General features: G+C 60.5%; 14 protein-coding genes. 4 read left to right on the top strand and 10 right to left on the bottom strand.

Features of this window, described 5'->3' with window-relative positions; translation table 11 throughout:
• Position 1: 1 nt before the first annotated feature.
• On the bottom strand, positions 2-1378 hold the full coding sequence (locus CXQ93_RS15255) for an FAD-binding oxidoreductase (protein ID WP_181036179.1): 1377 nt from the start codon (positions 1376-1378) through the stop codon (positions 2-4).
• Positions 1379-1678: 300 nt separating this feature from the next.
• Positions 1679-2503, bottom strand: a complete 825-nt coding sequence (locus CXQ93_RS15250; RefSeq protein ID WP_104111279.1) for a GNAT family N-acetyltransferase — start codon at positions 2501-2503, stop codon at positions 1679-1681.
• 182 nt (positions 2504-2685) lie between these two features.
• Here CXQ93_RS15250 and CXQ93_RS15245 point away from each other — a divergent pair, with 182 nt between their 5' ends.
• Complete coding sequence (locus CXQ93_RS15245; RefSeq protein ID WP_104111278.1) at positions 2686-3300, top strand: RraA family protein; 615 nt, start codon at positions 2686-2688, stop codon at positions 3298-3300.
• 33 nt (positions 3301-3333) lie between these two features.
• Here CXQ93_RS15245 and CXQ93_RS15240 read toward each other — a convergent pair whose 3' ends face one another.
• The 3 genes from CXQ93_RS15240 to hisS form a co-directional block, all read right to left on the bottom strand.
• Entirely contained in the window at positions 3334-3876 is a 543-nt protein-coding gene (locus CXQ93_RS15240) for a GNAT family N-acetyltransferase (RefSeq protein ID WP_104111277.1), read from the bottom strand.
• 158 nt (positions 3877-4034) lie between these two features.
• Complete coding sequence (gene aspS / locus CXQ93_RS15235) at positions 4035-5837, bottom strand: aspartate--tRNA ligase (protein ID WP_104111276.1); 1803 nt, start codon at positions 5835-5837, stop codon at positions 4035-4037.
• 197 nt (positions 5838-6034) lie between these two features.
• Positions 6035-7381 (bottom strand): histidine--tRNA ligase, encoded by a 1347-nt coding sequence (gene hisS, locus CXQ93_RS15230; protein ID WP_104111275.1) that lies wholly within the window; start codon positions 7379-7381, stop codon positions 6035-6037.
• Between the two features lie 245 nt (positions 7382-7626).
• Here hisS and CXQ93_RS15225 point away from each other — a divergent pair, with 245 nt between their 5' ends.
• From CXQ93_RS15225 to CXQ93_RS15215, 3 genes are all read left to right on the top strand, one after another.
• On the top strand, positions 7627-8451 hold the full coding sequence (locus tag CXQ93_RS15225) for a peptidylprolyl isomerase (RefSeq protein ID WP_104111317.1): 825 nt from the start codon (positions 7627-7629) through the stop codon (positions 8449-8451).
• Positions 8452-8572: 121 nt separating this feature from the next.
• Positions 8573-10048 (top strand): DUF349 domain-containing protein, encoded by a 1476-nt coding sequence (locus CXQ93_RS15220; RefSeq protein WP_104111274.1) that lies wholly within the window; start codon positions 8573-8575, stop codon positions 10046-10048.
• A 165-nt stretch (positions 10049-10213) separates the two neighbouring features.
• Positions 10214-10957, top strand: coding sequence for a hypothetical protein (locus CXQ93_RS15215; protein ID WP_104111273.1), 744 nt, complete (start codon positions 10214-10216; stop codon positions 10955-10957).
• 55 nt (positions 10958-11012) lie between these two features.
• On the opposite strand, the gene CXQ93_RS15210 is transcribed toward CXQ93_RS15215, so the two are convergent.
• The 5 genes from CXQ93_RS15210 to ruvB all read right to left on the bottom strand — a co-directional run bounded on the left by CXQ93_RS15210 (position 11013) and on the right by ruvB (position 18223).
• Positions 11013-13316: a bifunctional (p)ppGpp synthetase/guanosine-3',5'-bis(diphosphate) 3'-pyrophosphohydrolase gene (locus CXQ93_RS15210; RefSeq protein ID WP_308470631.1), complete on the bottom strand. Its 2304-nt coding sequence runs from the start codon at positions 13314-13316 to the stop codon at positions 11013-11015.
• Positions 13317-13528: 212 nt separating this feature from the next.
• Positions 13529-14533 carry a protein translocase subunit SecF gene (gene secF / locus CXQ93_RS15205; protein WP_104111271.1) on the bottom strand — a complete coding sequence of 335 codons (1005 nt, stop codon included), beginning with the start codon at positions 14531-14533 and terminating at the stop codon, positions 13529-13531.
• Complete coding sequence (secD, locus tag CXQ93_RS15200) at positions 14533-16299, bottom strand: protein translocase subunit SecD (RefSeq protein ID WP_104111270.1); 1767 nt, start codon at positions 16297-16299, stop codon at positions 14533-14535. The genes secF and secD overlap by 1 nt, the downstream gene beginning before the upstream one ends.
• 94 nt (positions 16300-16393) lie before the next feature.
• Positions 16394-16777 carry a preprotein translocase subunit YajC gene (gene yajC, locus CXQ93_RS15195; RefSeq protein WP_104111269.1) on the bottom strand — a complete coding sequence of 128 codons (384 nt, stop codon included), beginning with the start codon at positions 16775-16777 and terminating at the stop codon, positions 16394-16396.
• Between the two features lie 321 nt (positions 16778-17098).
• Complete coding sequence (gene ruvB, locus CXQ93_RS15190; RefSeq protein WP_374953417.1) at positions 17099-18223, bottom strand: Holliday junction branch migration DNA helicase RuvB; 1125 nt, start codon at positions 18221-18223, stop codon at positions 17099-17101.
• Positions 18224-18230: the final 7 nt, after the last annotated feature.

The raw sequence follows: 18230 nt of genomic DNA, 5'->3' as shown, positions 1-18230 counted from the left end.
TTCAGGCCACCGGTTTAATGTTCTGGTTGATATGGAAAAGGTTGCCGGGATCGTACTTCGCCTTGATCTTGGCCAACCGGGAGTAGTTGCCCCCATAGTTGTCCTCGATGCGGGACTGGTCATCTGCATCGAGGAAATTAACGTAGCCCGCGCCTGCCCCGTGGGGTTGCAGGGCCTGGTGGTAGTCTCTGACCCACTTCATGTTGGCAACATTGTCCGCCGGAGATTCCCACATTCCGGCGATGGCTACCGAGAAGTTGAGGTCACGGTAGGGAAAGGCCGTCTCATCCTCTCCTACGCGTTGGGCTGCGCCATTGATGGGATAGAAATGATTGGCCGTTTGGGGGCTGGGAACGCCAGCTCCAAAATTCTGGGCCACGCTGATCACCTCGTCGCTTAGCGCTGGAAGAAACTCCGCCTTCCAATACGCCTGGAGGCCCTTCGGCAGCAGCGGGTCGAACAAGGTGTTGAGCATCGGATACGGGAGCGGGCCAAGGAATGACCCCGCTACTGGGGCCACATCAAGGAATTGCTGCCACTGCCGCTCCCCTTCGTCATGGGGGCCGGTCCAGCCACCCACCACGACCACCACAGGTTTGCCGTGGTACTCCTCCGGCAGGAACGGCACCGGTGGACCCTGGTGGAATCCTAGGAAGATTCCCATATCTTCTGGAGCCGTAGCAATGTAGTCCCGGAACAGTTGCGCGACTACCTCAGCATGCTCGAGCAGATAGATGACTACGCCACCATACACCACGTCCACGGGATGCAGGTTGAATTCCAGCGACGTGACGACGCCGAAGTTTCCCGTTCCGCCACGTAACGCCCAGAAGAGGTCGTCATTCTCGGTTGCGCTGGCTGTGAGGAACTTCCCCTCTGCAGTTACCACGTCCGCGGATTTAAGATTGTCGCAGGACAGTCCATACTTTCGGGCGAGGTAGCCGATGCCACCGCCAAGCGTCAGCCCGGCAACGCCCGTGGATCCGATAATTCCGCCGGTTGTTGCGAGCCCGAAGGCGTTTGTTGCGTGGTTGAAGTCGGCCCAGGTGGTCCCTGCCTCAGCCCGGGCCGTTACGGCGGCGGGATCTACCCGGACGCCCCTGCAGTCGGCGAAGTCCAGGACGAGGCCGCCGTCGCACGTCCCGAATCCGGGCGCACTGTGCCCACCACCTCTAAGCGCAAGGTCCAGACCAGCATCGCGGGCAAAGTTGATTCCAGCAATGACGTCAGCCACCTGCGTAACACGCAATATTGCTGCGGGGCGCTTGTCAATCATGCCGTTATAGACGGTCCGTGAGGCGTCGTAGAGTGGGTGTTCGGAAGTGATGACCTGGCCGCGTACCTTTTCCTGCAGGGCCGCAAATCCGTTGTTGTCCATGGTGACTCCCATTCCCCTGACCATGCCATCATGATCAGGGACTGACCACAGCCACCCCGGCCGTGCGGGTCATTCATGACGCAGCCACGTCGGGGCCGAGGCAAGCTAGGCCCGTTCCCGTGGCGGAGACCGGATGCGCCTTGGCTGCGTGCCCTCTGGCACCCGGTTTTCGGCGTAATTCTTCAACGTGCATTTGCCGTCGAGTCCGGTAGTCGGTGTTGGAAAGCACCCGCAGGATTGACAACTAACCGAAGGATACGCCCGCCAGTTTCCTAGGTCAAGGGCAGCAGCAGTGGCCCGTCAGCAGGCCATGGGCACGCGGCGCAGCGGTGCTTGACGGTAGTGGTACCGGCCTTGTTCGGTGAACCCGGCTCGAGTGTAAAGCTGTTGGGCGCCTATGTTGGCAGCTGTCACCATGAGCCAGTAGCTGTGCAGGCCCCTGTCCTCCCCGGCTGCAGTCAGGGCACCCAAGATTTCCGTGGCGATGCCGCGGCGGCGAGCTTGGGGATGGACGGCCATGGAGTACAAGCCGCCCCACCCGGCGGAGCCTGCTACGTTCGGCATGGCGAGGCGTCCGGTGCCTACGGCCACGCCGTGTTGGTCATGAGCTGTGGCGTACAGGGCCGGTGCGGCGATAAGAATGCTGTGGGCCATAGCCATTTCCTGCGGCCCGCCGCGGCCGTCAACGCTCCACCACAGTTCCAACCAGTCCTGCGTGGGGGCATCGCTCATGGTGATGGTGCTCGTTGGCGGTAGTGGATTAGTGACCTCGACCGCTGAGCCGGGTGCCGCCGCGGGTCCTGCCGTGGCGGTCATGATGAGTGTCTGCGACTGCTTGCTATAGGACTGCTGATCGAGCAACGCTTCCAAAGCCGCGTTTTCAGCACGGTGGCTCAGCTGAAAAATCACCGGTTGGCGGCGGTCGGCGTACCAACGCGTCGTGGCCCGCAGCGCAGCGGCACTATCGCTGGGCGCCGACACGGGCCACACAGAGTTGGCTCGTTGAGTGACACCGCCGGCAGAGCGCAGGAACCAGCCGTCCAGGTCTTCTGCATCCGGGGCCGGCCACGCAGCGTTCATGAGCTGCTCTAAAAGGTCAAGGTTTCCGGCGCCCGCAATTGTCATTGCAACAGCTTAACGGCAACCGGGGACCGGCTGAGCGGCAACCCTGTGGGCGAGCCAACAGCCACAGGGTGGCGACGCCGTCGAAAGTTAGAGGAGGGTATTACGGATACCCTGGACCCGGTGCACGTCGGGGACCCGTAGGATCGCATACACGACACTCCTACTCCTCCGAAGGAAGCACTATGGCCGATCCAACGAGCTTCATTTCTCCCACAGCCATTGCCGAACAGGTCAGTCGCGCGCAGGTCCTGTCCCCTGACATTCGCCCTTTGTGGGAAGGTGCTCGGCTGAGCGGGCCGGCCTATACGGTCCGCTGCGCTCCTGGCGATAATCTGATGCTGCATGCGGCGATCCACCGGGCCCCGGCAGGGTCGGTGCTCGTGGTCGATGGCGGCGACGCTTCCCACGCGATCGCAGGAGGCAACGTCTGTGCTGTGGCGCAGCGGCGCGGGATCGCCGGATTGATAGTTGACGGTGCCATCCGTGACGTGCAGGAAATCCGTGATCTGGGATTTGCCGTCTTTGCCCGTGCTGTAGTACCTAAACCTGGTCTGAAAGCTGTAGTCCTGCCGTTGCAGCAACCGGTCAACTGCGGCGGCGTCCTGGTGCATGCTGGCGACTTCCTCGTGGCGGATGAGGAAGGGATCGTTGCCGTGCCAGGGAAAATCCTCGAATCAGTGCTTGAGTCCGTCTCTGACAAGGCGCAGGCAGAGCAAGCTCAAACGCTTGACGAATGGGAAGCGGAACACGATGAGAAGATCACTTCGATCCTCAGAGCAGCGGGAGTGGATTGGTAGCACGCAACACCCCGGGAGCAGGCTGCCGGAGGCTCAGAGCATGATGTGTGCCAGTTCCTCCGCCGTCAGCTCCCGGTCTGCGTAGACAAGCCGAATTGCCGCCGGATCCGGGTTGCCTGCATCGATTCCCCTGTGCGCCAAGGTGAGGCCAACCTTCTCGGCGACGCGTGCGGAAGCCGCGTTATGTTCGAGCAGGTACGCCACAATGGGAAGCTCGGCTCGCCTCAGCTTAGCGGCCATGATGGCTTCACGAGCCAATTCCGTTGCGAAGCCTTGGCCTTGTGTGTCAAAAGCAAAACGATATCCCAAGTTCCAAAACATATCCTGCTTGGCGGAGCAACCACCGTAGCCGATGATGCGCTGGTCACTGGGATTCTTGACCACCCACGGACCCAAACCATCACGGTCCCACACGGCAATAAACTGGTCCAGCATCATCTGGGTCTGTTCCAAATCCGCATGCCGCAGGCTGGGGAAATGTCTCCAGACGCGCGGATCGCTACAGATCTGGTGCAAGCCATCGGCGTCCTCGGTGCAGGGTCGTTCCAGGAGCAAGCGTTTCGTCTCGGTGAGCATTCAGCGATTCTACAGAATTCGCTTGCATGATGGACGGTGCTGCACACGGCACCCTCGCAGGCAACCGCGGAGGTGAGGGAGCCGCCGTCGAGCGTGAAAAAAACAAAATGCCTGCCTCCCCACTAACGGGAAGACAGGCATTTTAGGCAGGCACAAAACTACTTGGCGTCAGTGTCGCCCTTAGCTTCAGGGTCAGCCTTCTTGGCCTCCGGCTTGAAGTCAACGCCGGCTTCCTTGCGCTGCTGAGCCGTGATCGGGGCCGGAGCCTCTGTCATGGGGTCGTAACCGCCACCGGACTTCGGGAACGCAATGACGTCGCGGATGGAGTCAACACCGGCCAGCAATGACACGGCACGGTCCCAGCCAATGGCGATGCCACCATGCGGCGGGGCGCCGAACTTGAAGCCATCCAGCAAGAAGCCGAACTTCTCGTCGGCCTCGGCCTCGGAGATGCCCATGACGCCGAAGACGCGCTCCTGGATGTCGCGGCGGTGGATACGGATGGAACCGCCACCAATTTCGTTACCGTTGCAGACGATGTCGTAGGCGTAGGCCAAGGCCTCGCCCGGATCGGTGTCGAAGGTGTCCATGAACTCGGGCTTGGGCGAGGTGAACGCGTGGTGCACGGCCGTCCAGGCGCTGTGGCCCAGGGCCACATCGCCGGAACCAACGGCAACGCTGGTGGGCTCGAACATGGGAGCGTCAACAACCCACACAAACGCCCAATCCTTCGGGTTGATCAGGCCGGTGCGGTGACCGATCTCAACACGAGCGGCGCCGAGCAGTGCACGGGAAGGGGCAACCTCGCCAGCGGCAAAGAAGATGGCATCGCCGGTCTTGGCGCCAACAGCGTCGGCCAGGCCGGCACGCTCGGTGTCAGTCAAGTTCTTGGCCACCGGACCGGTGAGCTCGCCTTCTTCCTTGATCAGGACATAGGCCAGACCCTTGGCGCCGCGCTGCTTGGCCCATTCCTGCCAAGCATCCAGCTGGCGGCGAGGCTGTGAAGCTCCGCCGGGCATGACAACTGCGCCCACGTAGGGAGCCTTGAAGACGCCAAAGTCGGTGTCCTTGAAGAATTCGGTCAGATCAGTCAGTTCCAGGCCGAAGCGCAGATCCGGCTTGTCGGAGCCGAAGCGAGCCATGGCGTCTCGGTACGTCATGCGCTGGATCGGCATGGGGATCTCAACGTCGATCAGCTTCCACAACTCGGAGACAACTTTTTCGCCCAAGGCGATGATGTCATCCTGGTCAACGAAGCTGGCTTCGATGTCGAGCTGGGTGAACTCGGGCTGGCGGTCCGCACGGAAATCTTCGTCACGGTAGCAGCGAGCAATCTGGTAGTACTTCTCAAAGCCACCCACCTGCAGGAGCTGCTTGAACAGCTGCGGGGACTGCGGCAGTGCGTACCAGGAACCCGGAGCCAGACGTGCCGGCACCACGAAGTCGCGGGCACCCTCAGGGGTGGAGCGGGTCAGCGTGGGGGTTTCAATCTCGATGTAACCCTGATCGTGCAGCAAGTTGCGGGCCACACGGTTGGCTTCGGAGCGCAGGCGCATGTTGCGCTGCATGCCCGGGCGGCGCAGGTCCAGGTAGCGGTGCTTCAGGCGTGCTTCCTCACCCACCTCAACATGGTCATCCACCTGGAACGGCAGCGGGGCCGCTTCGTTCAAGACGATAACCTCATCGGCCATGACTTCGATCTCACCTGTGGCGAGAGCCGCGTTCTCATTGCCTTCCGGGCGGCGAGAGACCGTTCCGGTGATCTGCAAAACAAATTCGTTACGCAGTGCGTGGAAGATTTCTTCCTCACGCACCACAATCTGTGCCACACCGGATGCGTCACGCAGATCCAGGAAAGCCACTCCACCGTGATCACGGCGGCGGGCAACCCAGCCCGAAAGCGTGACGGTTTGGCCAATATGTTCAGCCCGCAAGGAGCCTAGGTCATGTGTGCGCAGCACAACATTCCTTTCAATGGTGGTTAACAGCCCGCGATTCCGGGCCGCACAAGTGTTTGATATGAAGTTTACCGGTGATTGAGCATCACCGTGGTCGAGCGGGCCCTGCCACCCGGTGGCGCTGCATCGATCCGTGAGAAATGGCTGTTATCAGCCCACCATAACGACCAGTTCTCACGGATCGATACAGAGGAGCGGGGCTACGCGACGATGATCTGCGGGGTCAGATCAACGGCGGGCGGCATCCACGTGGCGGGGTCGGCTTCGACCTGCTCGCCGGAGCGGATGTCCTTGACCTGGTGTGTGCCGGACTCGTCGGTGAACCACACGTACGGGATGCCGCGCTTGTCCGCGTACTTGATCTGCTTGCCGAACTTATCCGCCTTGGCGGCAACTTCGGTGGATATTCCGCGGGCGCGCAGGGCCGTTGCCACATCTTGGGCATCGCCCCAGCTGTCCTCATCAAGCAATGTGACGAGCACGGCGGTGGGAACGGAGCGGGAGGCCTTGGCAAATTCCTGGCTGAGGATCCGTGCCACGAGGCGCGTGACGCCAATGGACAGCCCAACACCGGGGAACTTGCGGTTGCCCTTAGAGGCCAGTGCGTCGTAGCGGCCGCCGGAGCAGATGGAACCCAACTGCTCATGACCCACCAGCACAGTCTCGTAAACAGTTCCCGTGTAGTAATCCAGACCGCGGGCAATGGAGAGATCTGCCACAACGGAGCCGGGCGCGCTCTTGACGGCCGCAGAAATGACCTGTTCGAGCTCGTTCAGGCCCTCTTCCATGAGCTCGTCAGTGACGCCCAGTGCGCGCACAGCAGCCACGAAGGAGGTGTCCTCGGTACGGATGGATGCCAGTGCCAGCGCCTTATCTGCCTGCTCCTGGGTTGCACCGAGCTCAGTCTTGAGCAGCTCGGCAACCCTCTCGGCGCCAATCTTCTCCAGCTTATCGATGCTGCGCAGCACGCCGGCCGTGTCCGTGAGGCCGATGCCGCGGTAGAAGCCCTCGGCCAGCTTGCGGTTGTTGATGCGCAGCTTGAAGGCGGGGATCGGCAGGGCGGAGAGCGCCTCGGCGATGACCAGCGCAAGTTCCACGTCATAGCGGAAGGGCAATACGCCGTCGGCCACTACGTCAATGTCCGCCTGCGTGAATTCGCGGGCGCGGCCCTCCTGGGGACGCTCGCCGCGCCAGACCTTCTGAATCTGGTACCGGCGGAACGGGAAGGACAAGTAACCAGCGTTTTCCACAACGTAGCGGGCAAAGGGCACCGTCAGATCGAAGTGCAGGGCCAGCGCGTTGGGATCGTCCTTGGAGGCCACGGCGGAATTTCCGTCGTCGTCCTGCAACCGGGAGAGTCCATACACTTCTTTATCGATCTCCCCCTTGCGCAGAAGATGGCCAACGGTTTCTACAGCCCGAGTCTCAATGGAGCTGAATCCGTGGAGCTCGAAGGTGCGGCGCAGAGTGTCCAGCACATGCGCCTCCACCAAGCGCTCCTCGGGAAGCCACTCGGGAAAACCGGACAAGGAGGCGTTGCGTGCCATGGGTGTTGCTCTCCTAACATGCACCGGGTCCACAAAGTTGTTCGCGGGACTCGGCGGGGCGGGTAAACGTAACGGTGCGCCGCGACCAGGTCATGCTCACCGGAGGGCGGGCATTACATGGGTAAACTGGCACCGGCTGCCATTTTATAAGGTTTGACAGCACACCCCTAACCTACCCGGCCGCGATAGCGCCGCGTGAACAGACCGTTCCATTTTGAAGGAACCATTTGAAGGAAGAGGCACCGTTGGTCAACAGCAACAAGTCCACCCGCGAAACCAAGGCCCGTGTGGCGCGCATGGAGGCCAACCAGGCCTTCCAACGGGAACAGGTCCAGCGGCGTAAGCGTGACAACGTCATCGCCTTCATCGCGATCGGCGTCGCGTTGGTCCTGGCCATTGTGCTGGCCTTGACGGTGTTCACCCCTAAGACGGACGACGTCGTCGCGGACCCGGCTGCCTCCGCGAACAGTTCTGCTCCCGCGGCCACCGCAACGGCCACGCCAACGGCTGCCGCCACCGAGGCGGCACCTGTCGAAACCAACAGTCCCACGGTTCCCAAGGCGGACACCGCCAAAGGCAAAACATTCACCGGCACCTTGACGCTCAACGGCAAGCCGCTGGGTGTGGAGCTTGACGGCACCAAAGCTCCGCAGGCCGCCGCCGTGTTCAAGTCCCTGGCCGACTCCGGCTTCATGGAGGGCAAAAGCTGCCACCGCCTCACCAACTCGCCCAATTTCGGCGTGCTCCAGTGTGGCTCGCTTAAGGGCGATGGCGCAGGCGATCCCAGCTACCAGTGGGGCCCGGTAGAAAACACCCCGGCGGACGGTGTGTACCCGGCCGGAACCATCGCTGTAGCGCGCGCTAGCACCACCTACAGTAACGGCACCCAGTTCTTCATTAGCTATGAAGACACCAACCTGCCGCAGACCGACGGCGGCTACACGATCGTCGGAAAGGTCACTAGCGGCCTTGACGTTGTCACAGCTATTGCCGAGGACGGGATCGACGGAGGTGGCTCTGACGGTGCACCCAACACCAAGGTGACGATAGACTCGTTCAAGCTCAACTAGTTTTCATCAGGCCTTCCCTGATGCGGCACAGCCGCGAACCTCAGGGAAAAGCACCACAGCGGTCCTGGCCAGATTCGTTTGTTCCATCTGCCAGCATCCATCAAGCGAAAGACTTTTAGCGGTGACACACAGTCAAGAATCCGACGAAACACTTGCCTCAACAACAGAGCTTCCCGTAACGGAAAATGCACCTGTCGAAAGCACGACGGCGGCAACTCCCGCCCCTGCACCGGCAGCCGTTCGCGCTCCCTCACCTTCCCCGGCCGCATTTGCCGCGCGCCCCAAGGCACCGGCTGCGCCAGCAGTTTCGGCACCCGTGCCCGCCCCGGCAACTCCCGCCGTCAACCTGGCCGAAGCCGCCAAGTTTGGCCGCGCTGAAGAGGACGGCCATGTCTTCTTGCTCTTGGACGGAGAAGAGTTCCCAGTTGGCCAGTACCCCGGCGCCACGCAGGACGAGGCCCTGAGCTACTTTGTGCGCAAGTTTGATGACATCCTGGCTCAGGTTGTGCTGCTCGAGCAGCGTGTTGAGGCCAAGGCCCCCACCACAGACATGACCAAGACGGTCACCCACCTGCGGGAGCAGCTGGGTGAACGCACCTCCGTGGGCGATGTCAATGCAGCTCTTGCTCGCTTGGTCACCCTTGAAGAGAACATCAAGGCACTGGCTGCGCAGGAGCGATCGGCACACGACTCGGCTCGCGCCGTCGAACTTGCCGCCCGTGAGGCAATTGTGGCCGAGGCAGAGACCATTTCTGCCGAAGATCCCGCCACCATTCAGTGGAAGATCAGCAGCGCCCGCATGAACGAGCTCTTCGAGCAGTGGAAGACTGCCCAGAAGTCGGGCATGCGTCTGGGCCGTGCAACGGAAGAAGGCCTGTGGAAGCGATTCCGCAGCGCCCGGACGGTCTTTGACCGCCACCGCCGCGCGTACTTCTCCCAGCTGGACAGCACCAACGCGACAGCCAAGAGCACCAAGGAATCCTTGATTGCCGCTGCTGAGGAACTGGCCACCTCCACCGACTGGGGCTTTGCCGCAGGGGAATACCGCCGCCTTATGGACCAGTGGAAGAGCTCCCCGCGAGCCAGCCGCAAGGACGACGACGCACTCTGGGCACGCTTCCGCGGCGCACAGGATAAGTTCTTCGCCGCCCGCCAATCCGCCAACAACGCCCTGGATGAGGAATTCGGAGCCAACTTGGTGGTCAAGGAAGCCTTGATCACCGAGGCTCAGGCGCTGCTGCCGATCAAGGATCTCAACGCCGCCAAGAAGGCGCTGCAGTCCATCCGCGACCGCTGGGAAGAAGCTGGCAAGGTGCCGCGCAATGACATGGCGCGTGTTGAGGCTGGCCTGCGCAAGGTTGAAGAAGCCGTCCGCTCCGCTGAGGACGACAACTGGCGCCGCAGCGATCCTGAAGCCAAGGCTCGCACCAGTAGCGCGCTGAGCCAGCTCGAAGCCACCATTGCAGGGCTGAAGGACGATCTGGCTGCCGCGCAGAAGGCCGGGGATGCCCGCAAGGTCGCCAAGGCCACCGAGGCGTTAGCCGCACGTGAGCTGTGGCTGGAGCAAATCCAGAAGGCCGCTGCGGACTTCTCCTGACCATGAGTTCCTGTTTTTGAACTCCTGCGATCATGAGTCCCTGCGGGATTAATCCGCGAGCAGTTTGAGACGGTTTTCACGGTTTTACAAGGCCCTCGGGCTAGGTTGTCCACAGCCTAGCCCGGGGGTCTTTTTCTTCGCCGCAAGGCGGTGCACGCTTGAGGGATGACAATCCCAACAGGCTCAACGAGCCAAGCAAGCCCCACCAATCTACAGACCGAGACGCTTCTGGCGCCGGGAACCCTCTTCATCTTCTCCGAGCTGTCCGCCATGGCCATGGACGGAGTTCTGAGCCACGTTTTTGGTCAGGTTTTCCGGCCATCCTCGCTTCCTGAAACCCCTGCCGTGCGGGCGGCGGCGCTGGCACATCACATCCCTGCGTTTCTGAGCCACCGGGCAGTGCTGAGCCAGCTCACGGCGGCGTGGGTGTACGGTTGCGCTCCACCGCCGGGAGAGATCGCCCTGCTGGTGGACAATGACGGCAACAGTGCCTCGCTGCCCCGCCGTAGCGGCTGCTCGGTGCGACAGGTCCAGTTGGACGCACCCTGCGTGCTCACCTTGGAGACCACACAGCTAACCGACGGACTGCGCACGGCGTTGGATGTTGCCCGAAGCGCACCGGAAGCCCTGGCTCGCCCTGTCTTGGCCGCCCTCGCCGGGGAGCCTGCCCTGGGGTGTCCGCTCGAGCGTATTCTCCACGCACTCGCAGGAGCGCCGCACGTCCCCGGCAAGCTCCGCGGCCAGGCCCTCGTGCAGTCAATGCTCGAAGACCCCGCGAGCCGTTCCCTTGAGGAGGGCATGTTCCGCGACCTCGAGGGCGCGGCCCTGAACCCCGCAGAGCAGACCGCCATGCTCCAAGCGTTCCTTGCCCCGCTTCTGGCTCCGCCGACAGCGGAGCCCGAATGCTAGGCGCAGCGCTGGCAGACACCAGAATTAGCCCTGAGATGGGAACCGAAACTCTACTCTACGCGCGGCGCTGGGAGCCGGTGGCCCGGTAAACGTCGTACACGCCGTCGATGCGTCGCACCGCGTTCAGGACGTGGTCCAGGTACTTGGGGTCGCCCATTTCGAACGCGAACTTGGAGATGGCAACACGGTTGGTGCTGGTGTTGACGCTGGCTGCCAGAATGTTCACATGACTCTCCGCCAAGACTCGGGTCACGTCGGAGAGCAGGCTCTTGCGGTCCAGCGCTTCGACTTGAATCTCCACCAGGAAAACTCCCGATTGTGTGGGGGCCCAATCAACCTCGACCAGCTTGTCCGGCTCAAGTTTGAGATGCAGCAGGTTGGGGCAGTCGCGGCGATGCACGGAAATACCCGAGCCCTTCGTGACAAAACCTGAGATGGGATCCGGCGGCACCGGAGTGCAGCACCTGGCCAGTTTCACCAGGACATCATCCACGCCGTGGACGATGACTCCGGAGTTTGAAATCCTTGACCGGGCATTGGAAATACGAGTTTCCAACGGCGGGGCAACTTCTTCAACATCGGCCACACCCATCACGTCGCGGAGTCGCTCCACCACTGACTGGGCGGAGGTATACCCGTCCCCCACAGCTGCGTAGAGACCAGCTATGTCTTGATAGTGGAAGTGCTCGGTCACAGCCATGAGGGCGTCATGGGTCATCATTTTCTGCAGGGGCAGATTCGCCTTCCGCATGGCCTTTGTGAGGAGTTCCTTGCCCTTTTCAATGGACTCGTCACGGCGTTCCTTGGTGAACCACTGACGGATCTTATTTCTGGCCCGGGGGCTCTTGACGAAGTTCTGCCAGTCCTGGCTGGGACCGGCTCCTTCAGCCTTGTTGGTGAAGATCTCCACGGTGTCACTGTTGGAAAGTTCACTGTTCAGTGGCACCAGTTTTCCGTTGACGCGGGCGCCAATAGTCCGGTGCCCCACTTCGGTATGCACGGAGTATGCGAAGTCCACGGGGGTTGCCCCGGCAGGCAGCGCCACCACCTTGCCCTTGGGCGTGAAGACATACACTTCTTTGGCGTTCATTTCAAAGCGCATGGAGTCCAGGAACTCGCCCGGATCCACTGTCTCCCGCTGCCAGTCCATAAGTGAACGCAGCCAGCTCATATCGTCCTGATTGGTGCCAGCTGGTACCTTATTGCCGCTCTTGTACATCCAATGCGCTGCTACACCATATTCAGCCCGCTGGTGCATTTCTCGGGTACGAATCTGAATTTCCACAAGCTTGCCGCCGGGACCCAGAACCGTGGTGTGCAGTGACTGGTACATGTTGAATTTGGGCAGCGCGATGTAATCCTTGAAGCGTCCCACCAAGGGCGTCCAGAGTGAGTGGACCTCGCCCAGCATGGCGTAGCAGTCCCCCACTGTCTCCACCAAGACCCGGACCCCAATGAGGTCGTTAATGTCATCGAATTCTTTTTTACGAACCACCATCTTTTGATAGATGGAGTAGTAGTGCTTGGGCCGGCCGCTGATTTCACCCTTGATCTTGGTGACACGCAAAACGTCAAGCAGTTCACGGCGGATCAAACCCAGCTGCTTTTCACGCTCGGGTGAGCGGTCCTGGACCATACGAACTATTTCCTCATACACCTTCGGGTACAAGGCAGCGAAGGAGAGCTCCTCCAATTCCCACTTCATGGCATTCATGCCAAGGCGGTGGGCTAGCGGAGCAAAAATATCCAGGGTTTCCCGGGCTTTCTTACTCGACGACTGGGCTGAGACAAAACGCCAGGTACGCGCGTTATGTAGCCTGTCAGCCAGTTTAATGACAAGCACCCTGATGTCCTTAGACATCGCGATGACCATCTTGCGCAGCGTTTCGGCTTGCGCGGCCTCGCCGTAATCAACCTTGTCCAATTTGGTGACGCCGTCCACCAGCAAGGTGATTTCCTTGCCGAAGTCACGTTCCAACTCGGCCAGGGTGTAGGGAGTGTCTTCCACCGTGTCATGCAGCAGTGCTGCGGCCAAGGTGCTGCCGCTCAGACCCATTTCAGCCAAGATAGTGGCCACGGCCACCGGGTGGGTGATGTAGGGATCTCCACTCTTGCGCTTTTGGCCGTCGTGGTACTTTTCGGCAATGACGAAGGCGCGCTGGAGCAGGTCCAGGTCTTCTTTGGGGTTCTTGGCGCGCACAATGCGCAACAAAGGCTCCAGGATGGGTGAGTAGCTTTCCGTGGACCAGCCGGTGAGGCGGGCTAGGCGTGACCTAGTGCGTTCACGGCGACCTGGAAAGGTGGGCCGAATATCTGCAGGCCGCTGACCGGAACCTTCACCGGTGGGCTGCGCTTTCACGCCGGAATCTGTCGCTAGCTCATTCGAGGGCGATTCATCGTTCAACGCATTACCTCCCTCACACACGTACGTCCTGTGCGCCCCTGCGCCGGGGCATTAACCCAGTCTAAGGTGCCCGGCAGAGCAATATTGACCAAAACAGGGCCGGGGTCGAATGCTTGGCATTCGACCCCGGCCCTGTTGGGTGCCGCAGAAACTTCAGTGGCGGATCCCTAAGCCGTAGTGGACACGGCAACTGCGTCATTGGCGCGGCGCTGTTGCACCTTTTTGGCCTGTTTGGCCAGAGCAGGTTCACGCTCGCGCAGCCATGAGTACATGGGAGCTGCCACGAAGATCGTGGAGAAGGTGCTCACAATAATTCCGATGAACAAGGCCAGCGAGAGGTCGCGCAGGGTTCCAGCACCGAGCAGGAGTGCACCGATGAATAGAATGGATGCCACCGGCAGCACGGCCACCATCATGGTGTTGATGGAGCGCACCAGGGTCTGGTTCACCGCGAGGTTGACCTCCTCGGCAAAGGTCCGGCGCTCGGACTTGGTGATGTCCACCGTGTTTTCTCGAATCTTGTCAAACACCACCACCGTGTCATACAGGGAATAGCTCAAGATTGTCAGGAAGCCGATGATGGCCGACGGCGTGACCTCGAAACCGGACACGGCGTAAATGCCCGCTGTGACCACCATAACCACCAGCATGCCCACCATGGCCGCAATGGACATGCGCCAGGTCCTGAAGTACAGAGCCATCAAGACGGTGGCCAACAGGACAAACACGATGAAGCCGATGATGGCCTGGCGAGAGACATCCTGGCCCCAGCTGGGACCAACAAACGTGGAAGTGATGTGGTCCTCAGTGACACCATAAGCGGACTTCAAGGCATCCTTGACGGCCAGAGTCTGGTCATCGCTGAGCCTGTCAGTCTGCACCTGCATGGTGTCGCCGGCCACGTTGGTGACTACTGCCGCCGTATCGGGGGCCGCCTCGGCAACGGCCGCTTCACCGATGGCAACATCAGTGTGCGTCACCGCGGAGATAGTGAACTGGGAACCGCCGCGGAAATCAATGCCGAAGTTGAACCCGCCACCCAACAGCGGGAACAAGATGGACAGCAATACCAAGACGCCAGCAATGCTGAACCAAATCTTGCGTTTTCCAACGAACTCGTAGGACCGTTCACCGGTGTACAGCTCGTTGCCGAAAGTAGCGAAACTCTTCATTACTTGCTCTCCTTCGAGTCACTGGACTCGGACTGTGCAGCCCCAGCGCCCTTGCTGCCAACCATTTCTGCTTCCTTCGCAGCCAACCTGCGCTCAGCGATGGTTTGGCGGCGTTCGGCTTCGCCCGCGGCACGGACGTTCTTGCCCTTGACCACGGCTGCGGTTTCTTCCGGAGTGCGGAAACGTCCTGCGCCACGGTACAGCGGAATAGCACCCAGCTGTTTCGGGTCAAGACCGGAGAAGCTGTGGCCTTCACCGAAGAACTTGGTGCGTGCCAGCAACTGCAGTGTGGGGTGGGTGAACATGAAGACCACAATAAGGTCAGCCACGGCCGTCAGACCAAGCGTGAACGCGAAGCCCTTGACGCTACCAACAGAGACAAAGTACAAGACCAGGGATGCAAGAACGTTGACGGCCTTGGAAGCAAGGATGGTGCGCTTGGCGCGTGCCCAACCGTTCTCCACGGCGGCAACGAGCCCACGACCATCTCGCAGCTCATCTCTGACGCGTTCAAAGTACACAATGAACGAGTCTGCGGTCTGTCCAATGGCCACGATAATACCGGCCACACCAGCCAGGGACAGGCGGTAGTTTTCCGCCCAGCCCAGCAGGACGATAGCCAAGTAGGTGAGGACACCTGCAATGACCAAGGAGAAAATGGTCACCAGACCAAGGGCCCGGTACTGGAACAGCGAGTAGATGACCACGAGGCCAAGACCGATCAAGCCGGCCAATAGACCCATTTCTAGCTGCTGCAAACCGAGGGTTGCAGAAATCTGAACTTCGCTCTGAATCTCGAAGCTGATGGGTAGCGAACCGAACTTCAGCTGATCGGCCAGAGCCTTGGAGCTGGCTTCGTTGAAGTTTCCGGTGATGGAAGACTGACCGTCAGTGATGACCGCTTGAGAAGCAGGCGCTGAAACGACGCTGTCATCAAGAACGATCGCAAAACGAGCCTGAGGATCGTTCGGGTTGGCCAAATACTTCGCATACAAGCGCTGTGTTACGGCCTTAAACGCGTCGGCACCCTCCGGCTTTTCCAAGGTCAGCTGAACTGACCACTGGTTGGTTGTAGCGCCCTGGGCACCGGACTGCAGACCATAGGACGCGGTCTTGATCCACTTGCCGGGAACTTCCACCGGACCGAGAATGTACTTGACGCCAGTATCGGGTTCACAGCTGACAATCGGCTTGTCCGCATCCGACGTGGTGGGGCGGTCCGTCAGCGGATTAATGCAGCTGGTGGCTTCAAATTGCTTCATGAGTGCCGCATCAACCCAGTTGGGATCGCTGGCATTCAACGGGGCGGCGGTGGGCACCGGAAGCTCAGCCTCAGGAGTTCGCTCAGCTTCCGGGACGGCACCACTGGGAGCGTCAGTAGATGCAATGACGGGGCGGAAGTTCATGTTGGCCGAAGCCTTGATGAGGTTGCGCTCCTCATCCGTGGGCTTACCCGGCATGCTCACAACAACGTTGCGGCCGCCTTCCGTGGAGATCTGGGCTTCAGAGACACCCGAACCGTCCACACGCTGGCGAATAATGGACACAGCCTGGTCCAATTGTTCAGCGGCGATATTGCTGGTTCCTTCAACCTTGGGCGCCAGAATCATCTGGGTGCCGCCCTCAAGGTCAAGGCCGAGCTTTGGCGCCCAAGTGGTGGCACCAGCGAGGACGCCCCCACCTACTGCCAGGGTGCATGCAATAATGAGCGCCGCAAGCCACAGAAGAGTTCTGCGGGCTGTTGACGCCGGACCTGTTCGTGCCATCAAGGGATCCTTCTATTGGTCACGGGATTGTGAACATGGCAATGCTGCTGCACCAAGGAAGTCCCCAGTACAGCAGCCGCCAACCCGGATAAGGCTAGTTGTCTTTGTTGTTTTCGTTCTTCAAACGTTCCAAAGAGTCTTCTACGGACTCAGGAGCATCGGGGGTCTTGTCAAGGTTCAAGGTCAGTGACGATGCATCATCGGGAACAATGGCCTCAACCTCATCCGCAGGCTCGATGATCTTGGCAACAGTCTGGCTGTGCACGGTTGCCGTGGTTCCGGGGGAGATTTCCATGAGGATCTTGTTCTCCTCAGTATCAATGGAAAGAACCTTGCCGAAAAGGCCAAAGTTGGTCATGATCTCAACACCCGGGGCCAGCTTGGAACGCTTTTCAGCAGCAGCAGCCTTGGCCTTCTTTTGCTTGCGCATCATCATGAAGATGAGCAGTCCAAACATGACGAACAAGAGAATACTCATCGGGTCCATGAGAACCCCCCAAGGGTGGAGTTGTTGGTCAGATTACTACTCAAGGCCACAGCTGGATTTCCATTCTTTAAAGTTCAAGGTCAAGTCAGCTCGAAACAAACGTGCCGGACGTCATAACAGTCTAGAGGGTAAAGCTGGACGCGAGATGAGAATCCACCCAGAACCGCGCATATCTACACAGATTGACAGCAAAAAACCTCAATTGACGGGTTTGTGCCGCTACATATGCCGCTCTGAGCGGAATTCAAAACTGTCGACGGCGGCGCTTCCATCATTCTGTGCCCGTAACCTCGGTGCCCAACCATCGCCATCTCAAACGTCGTTGTCATCTCCGTCGAAGGGGATCATGGCAGCGGCAACGGCGTTGCCTGGCATTTTCAGCCCTAGGTGGGCCCATGCCGATGGCATGGCGATGCGGCCGCGCGGGGTTCTGCCCAACAGACCTTCGCGCACCAGGAACGGTTCTGCCACAGTCTCCACGGTTTCAGGCTCCTCCCCCACGGCGATGGCTAGCGTGGACAAACCTATGGGCCCGCCGTTGAACTTATTGACCAAGGCTTCAAGAACGGATCGGTCCAAGCGGTCCAGGCCGCGGGCGTCCACCTCATACATGTCCAGGGCCGCTGACGCGGTGCGGGCATCGATGGATTCGATGCCATGGACCAGCGCCCAGTCACGGACGCGGCGCAGCAGCCTGTTGGCGATGCGTGGTGTGCCACGGGAGCGGCCGGCAATTTCGGCGAATCCGGCGCTGGTGAGCTTTAGATCCAGCATTCCTGCGGAACGGCGCAGCACCAGTTCAAGTTCGGCAACCGAGTAGAACTCAAGATGCCCCGTGAATCCAAAACGGTCGCGCAGCGGACCCGGCAACAAGCCGGCGCGGGTGGTAGCACCAACCAGGGTGAAGGACGGCAGCTCCAAGGGAATGGCCGTGGCTCCGGCACCTTTTCCGACAATGATGTCCACACGGAAATCTTCCATGGCCATGTACAGCATTTCCTCGGCCGGGCGTGACATGCGGTGGATTTCATCCAAAAACAGCACTTCGCCCTCAGTGAGTGAGGACAGAATTGCGGCCAGGTCTCCGGCGTGCTGAATGGCAGGTCCTGAACTAATACGCAGGGGCGCGTTCATCTCGGCGGCCACAATCATGGCGAGGGTGGTCTTACCGAGGCCGGGAGGACCTGACATCAGTACGTGATCGGCGCTGCGTCCACGAATTTTCGACGCTGCCAGCACCAGAGCCAGCTGCTTGCGGACCCGTTCCTGACCCACAAAATCATCAAGGTTTTTGGGCCGCAAAGCCGCTTCGAGCTCACGTTCCTCTGGTTCGGCGACGGGCGCGGCCGGATCGGTATTGGCAATGCCGGCACCTCGGCCAGCACTGGCGTTGCCAATACTGATCTGACCCGGCAGAAGCGGGATTGAATTATCCATGGCAGCC

Source organism: Arthrobacter sp. N199823, assembly GCF_002929705.1.
In the GTDB taxonomy this organism is placed as follows: Bacteria; Actinomycetota; Actinomycetes; order Actinomycetales; family Micrococcaceae; genus Specibacter.
The sequence above is the reverse complement of the archived record's forward strand: the minus strand, read 5'-3'. Positions and strand labels throughout refer to the sequence as shown.

What these genes read in the sequence shown, in the direction of transcription:
- CXQ93_RS15240 (WP_104111277.1), bottom strand. Translation starts at nt 3,876, where the DNA reads ATGCTCACCGAGACGAAACGCTTGCTCCTGGAACGACCCTGCACCGAG.
- yajC (WP_104111269.1), bottom strand. Translation starts at nt 16,777, where the DNA reads ATGAGTATTCTCTTGTTCGTCATGTTTGGACTGCTCATCTTCATGATG.
- ruvB (WP_374953417.1), bottom strand. Translation starts at nt 18,223, where the DNA reads ATGGATAATTCAATCCCGCTTCTGCCGGGTCAGATCAGTATTGGCAAC.
- secD (WP_104111270.1), bottom strand. Translation starts at nt 16,299, where the DNA reads ATGGCACGAACAGGTCCGGCGTCAACAGCCCGCAGAACTCTTCTGTGG.
- CXQ93_RS15245 (WP_104111278.1), top strand. Translation starts at nt 2,686, where the DNA reads ATGGCCGATCCAACGAGCTTCATTTCTCCCACAGCCATTGCCGAACAG.
- CXQ93_RS15255 (WP_181036179.1), bottom strand. Translation starts at nt 1,378, where the DNA reads ATGGACAACAACGGATTTGCGGCCCTGCAGGAAAAGGTACGCGGCCAG.
- CXQ93_RS15250 (WP_104111279.1), bottom strand. Translation starts at nt 2,503, where the DNA reads ATGACAATTGCGGGCGCCGGAAACCTTGACCTTTTAGAGCAGCTCATG.
- secF (WP_104111271.1), bottom strand. Translation starts at nt 14,533, where the DNA reads ATGAAGAGTTTCGCTACTTTCGGCAACGAGCTGTACACCGGTGAACGG.
- CXQ93_RS15215 (WP_104111273.1), top strand. Translation starts at nt 10,214, where the DNA reads ATGACAATCCCAACAGGCTCAACGAGCCAAGCAAGCCCCACCAATCTA.
- hisS (WP_104111275.1), bottom strand. Translation starts at nt 7,381, where the DNA reads ATGGCACGCAACGCCTCCTTGTCCGGTTTTCCCGAGTGGCTTCCCGAG.